This window comes from Shewanella sp. AS1, assembly GCF_021412565.1.
GTDB lineage: Bacteria > Pseudomonadota > Gammaproteobacteria > Enterobacterales > Shewanellaceae > Shewanella.
In genome coordinates, this window is the sequence record NZ_JAKCLJ010000165.1 from 1 (window position 1) to 255 (window position 255).

Below are 255 nucleotides of genomic sequence, written 5' to 3' on the forward strand. Positions count from 1 at the left end.
TGGTTTCCCCTTCGGCGAGGAACTGCACCGTGCTGTTCAGGATACTGTAATCCCAGCTGTCGCTGTCGACACTGAAGCCATCGATGAGGCTATTTATCTCATCGGCAGTCAGTACCGAGCCAAGGTCGGTGTTGGCGCCGCCAGTCCAGCTGATATCACCATTGTAAACTTCAGTAACGTTGTGAGTGTCATTGACATCCACATCGGTAAAGCTGAGCACGCCGCTGTCGGTGAGGTTAGGGTCGGTGGCATCTT

Annotated in this window: 1 protein-coding gene; it reads right to left on the bottom strand. The window is 53.7% G+C overall.

The window, feature by feature from the left end; translation table 11 throughout:
• The coding region (locus tag LZP69_RS16525) for a hypothetical protein (protein ID WP_234201759.1) at positions 1-255 on the bottom strand (255 nt) is incomplete at both ends.